This is a genomic window from candidate division WOR-3 bacterium, assembly GCA_026418155.1.
In the GTDB taxonomy this organism is placed as follows: domain Bacteria; phylum Hydrothermota; class Tepidihabitantia; order Tepidihabitantales; family CAIPLT01; genus JAOABV01.
This window is the reverse complement of the sequence record JAOABV010000085.1, coordinates 1-3589: the sequence shown is the minus strand read 5'-3', so window position 1 is coordinate 3589 and position 3589 is coordinate 1. Positions and strand designations below refer to the sequence as shown.

General features: G+C 35.3%; 4 protein-coding genes. All 4 read left to right on the top strand.

All coding sequences use genetic code 11. The features are described from left to right. Nucleotides 1–225 precede the first annotated feature (225 nt). The 4 genes from N2201_07340 to N2201_07325 all read left to right on the top strand — a co-directional run bounded on the left by N2201_07340 (nucleotide 226) and on the right by N2201_07325 (nucleotide 3387). Complete coding sequence (locus N2201_07340) at nucleotides 226–1419, top strand: glycosyltransferase family 4 protein (protein MCX7786012.1); 1194 nt, start codon at nucleotides 226–228, stop codon at nucleotides 1417–1419. Continuing rightward, entirely contained in the window at nucleotides 1409–2371 is a 963-nt protein-coding gene (locus N2201_07335; protein MCX7786011.1) for a glycosyltransferase, read from the top strand. Before N2201_07340 ends, N2201_07335 begins: the two co-directional genes overlap by 11 nt. A 126-nt stretch (nucleotides 2372–2497) precedes the next feature. Continuing rightward, complete coding sequence (gene dut / locus N2201_07330) at nucleotides 2498–2923, top strand: dUTP diphosphatase (protein ID MCX7786010.1); 426 nt, start codon at nucleotides 2498–2500, stop codon at nucleotides 2921–2923. 227 nt (nucleotides 2924–3150) lie between these two features. Next, nucleotides 3151–3387, top strand: a complete 237-nt coding sequence (locus N2201_07325) for a hypothetical protein (GenBank protein ID MCX7786009.1) — start codon at nucleotides 3151–3153, stop codon at nucleotides 3385–3387. Nucleotides 3388–3589: the final 202 nt, after the last annotated feature.

Sequence of the window (3589 nt, the reverse complement as noted above, 5' to 3'; positions counted from 1 at the left end):
TTTCAACACTTGCAAGACTTGTCTCGAATTATACCTTTAGAATGTTTATCAAGAACTGCATAATATAAATATGATATGTAAAAGACACAAGTGGATATTCTTTTCAACACTTGCAAGTTCCTGTCTTGATTTATACCATTAGAATATTTATTAAGGACTGCATAATATATATAAATTAGTGCGATACTTATCTTTTTCTGGCAATTTGTCACTTAACACTGACCAATGATAAAAGTTATTCAAATGTTACATTGTTCGCCATCCTGGGTCTCTGCTAATTTAGATGAGAATATTTTTGATGGCTGGCAGACACGAACCGCAAAAGCCCTACAAAGACTAAATATTTCCCAACTACAAATTGAATCTTGGATTATAGAAAAAAGATATCGTAAATCTGTGGTTTTCGAAAAAGATGGATTAATCTATCGTATCTTTCCATCTTTACCCCTAACCTACGGTCGGGAAATATCTTTTGAAATGATAAAAGCACTTAAAACCGAAAGTCGTTCGCCGATTATTTTACATATTCATGGCCTTTTCAATTGGACAACTTACCTTCTTGCTGGGTTATTTCCTCGTTTACCAATAGTAGTTCAACATCATGGCGATTGTCCACCAATCTATCTCTTACCGCGTCGACAACGACTTTTTCTCATATTGCCGTTTCTTTTATTAGAAGAGATGGTTATGCGCAATTTAATTAGACGCATTGATTATATCTTTTGCCTGACCAAAGCAACGCAAAGAATCCTTGAACTTTTAGGAATAAGAAATCGTTGTTTGGTTCAGGGTATGGGAGTAGATTTTAATATTTTTACGCCAGATTCAAAATTTTCTGCCCGAAAAAAATTAAATCTTTCATTAGATAAAAAAATTATTCTCTATATCGGAAAAGCCTATACTTATAAAGGTTGCGACCAAGTTATCTTAGCATATCAAAAGTTAAAAGAAAAATATAGTATTGAGTTGGTAATGGTAGGAGTTTCAAAGTCAGATGAATTATATCAATCAGCAATTAATGCTGGTGCGAAAGTATTTCCTCGAGTCGACCCTTATGACTTAATCGATTTTTATCGTTCGGCTGATGCTTTTGTCTTACCTGGTTCTAAAATATTTAATCGTTGGGGCGGAATTGGAGTTAGCACGATTGAAAGTTTGGCCTGCAATGTCCCTGTTGTTTCAGGAACACTGATTCATTTTCCTGAAAGAATTGCTGGTATTGGAATTTTTGCAGAAAGTCTTGAACAGACAATTAAAGGCCTTGAATATATATTGACTAATCCGCAACAATTCTACCGATGCCGAGAATACGCTCAACAATATTACGATTGGAATGTAATAATGGGAACAACGCTTGAAGTTTATAAAAATCTTCTTTATAAATACTATAAGATAAAACTTGATTTCGATGCCCAATAAAATCGCTTTTGTTACCTGGTATTCTGCAACACGCTCTCGAGTCTTAGCTCGAACCTTAAATGCCGATTTAATTACCATAAAGTATAAAACAAAGGTTCGGTTATTAAGATTAATATTCAACCCAATTTTAATTGCAATAACTTTTTTTCGATTGCTCTCTCAAAATTATGAGATTGTATTGGCTCAAATTCCGCCAATTGGTTCTGCTATTGCCGGTTTTCTTTATGCGAAACTTTTTAGTAAAAAAATAATATTTGACACCCATTCGGGATTATTTTTTCCCCAAGCCTGGCATCAAAACTTATATTTGTTACTATATCGAATAATGCTCCAAAATATCACAATGAATCTGGTCCATAACGAAGGGATATATAAGCGTAATCTGCTTAAGAATACCAGAACCATCGTATTAGAAGATAAATTGCCCTTCAATTTGCCAGACAAACCATTAACAGAAAAAGAAAAGTTTCGAGTTGCGGTCATTTGTGGCTATGGCCAAGATGAACCAATTCAGGCGATTTTAGAAAGTATCCGATTAATTCCAGAAATAGAATTCTATTTAACCGGCAATTCAGAAAATCTAAAAGATAACTATCCGATTCCACAAAATTTAATTTTAACGGGCTATCTTTCTAATGAAGAATACGAGACCTGCTTAAAAAATGTGCATGCAATTATTGCTTTAACGTCTCGACCCGATACAGTCTTGTGTGGTGCTTATGAAGCAGTAAGTTTAGGTAAACCGTTAATTACTTCAAATACGCCAATTTTGCGAAAATATTTTTCTAAAGGCACAATTCATACCCAAAACGACTCTATAGCAATCGCGGAATCTCTAAAAATTTTACTCAATAACTACGAACGATTACAAAAGGAAACACTTGAGTTAAGAAAAGAAAAAGAAACCTTATGGCAAAAACAATTTATGCCCTTAGAAGAACTATTAGCATAATATGGTTAAATTAGTTTTAAGTATAAGTAACAATTTTACCTCCGGAGACATTGAGGTTACAAAGAAGAATAAGAAAATTTCTTTAAGTCTTGAGCGCAGCAATCTATTCTTTATAATAAACATAGTATGACAATAATAAAATTTCGTAGACTGAAACCAGTACCTGTTCCCAAATATCAGACCCAAGATGCTTCTGGTATTGATTTGCATTCAGCGGAATCTTTAACAATTAATCCTGGCACATTCCAAGTTGTAGGCACTGGCATTGCAATTGAATTACCCAAGGGTTTAGAAGCACAAGTTCGGCCCCGTTCAGGCTTAGCGGCCAAATATGGCATCGGAGTTCTCAATAGTCCTGGCACAATTGACGCGGATTACCGCGGGGAGATTAAGGTGATTCTATTCAATTTCGGTAAAAACCCGTTTAGAATCAAAAAATATGACCGCATTGCCCAGTTAGTATTTTCTTCAGTAGTAAAGGTCACTTTGAAAGAACATAAAAGATTATCGAAAACAACTCGGGGCTCAGGTGGTTTGGGCCATACTGGATAATTTAATTTAGAGGTATAATCAAATCTTGTGGAAAATTGGAAATAAGGTATTTTGCGAGAGTAATAAAACCGCCGACACCAATCACGAGCCAGAAATATAATCAAATCTTGTGACAAATTGGAATAAGAATTTAATGGATATAATAAAAATGCCGCCACCAATTTAAACGAGCGAGACATCGGCAGAAAGGAACATAAATGCCGATACTAATCAAATGAGCCACAGGCTTGTTTGACCGAGAAGGCAAAAGATTAGGCAACTTTATCCGCTATCCTATTGATAATCCAGAGGATAAATCATTCGGTTACTTAAAGGACAATCTAACTATCTGTAGATTGTGCGCTCAGAAGGGTATGCCGGTGGGTTGCCGAGGGGTATGCCCCCTGGCCTGCCCCCTGGCTTGCCGACCGGCTTATCTATTAGATGACCGAGGGTGTCAGTTAGGCTGGTGGTTAAAAGTATAATTGAGTTGATTATAGGGATGGTCTATTAATAAAAACAGCAGAATAAAACATCAAAAAGGTAGGTAAAGAATATACTTATCTTTAGGTTACATAATCCCAAGAATTGATAATATCTCTTGAAAAATAAGAAGGTGGTTTGAGTTGCTAATAAGGGTTTGAGACTTTTAGAACTTTAGTATCGTTGTTCAATTTAGGCTTGTAG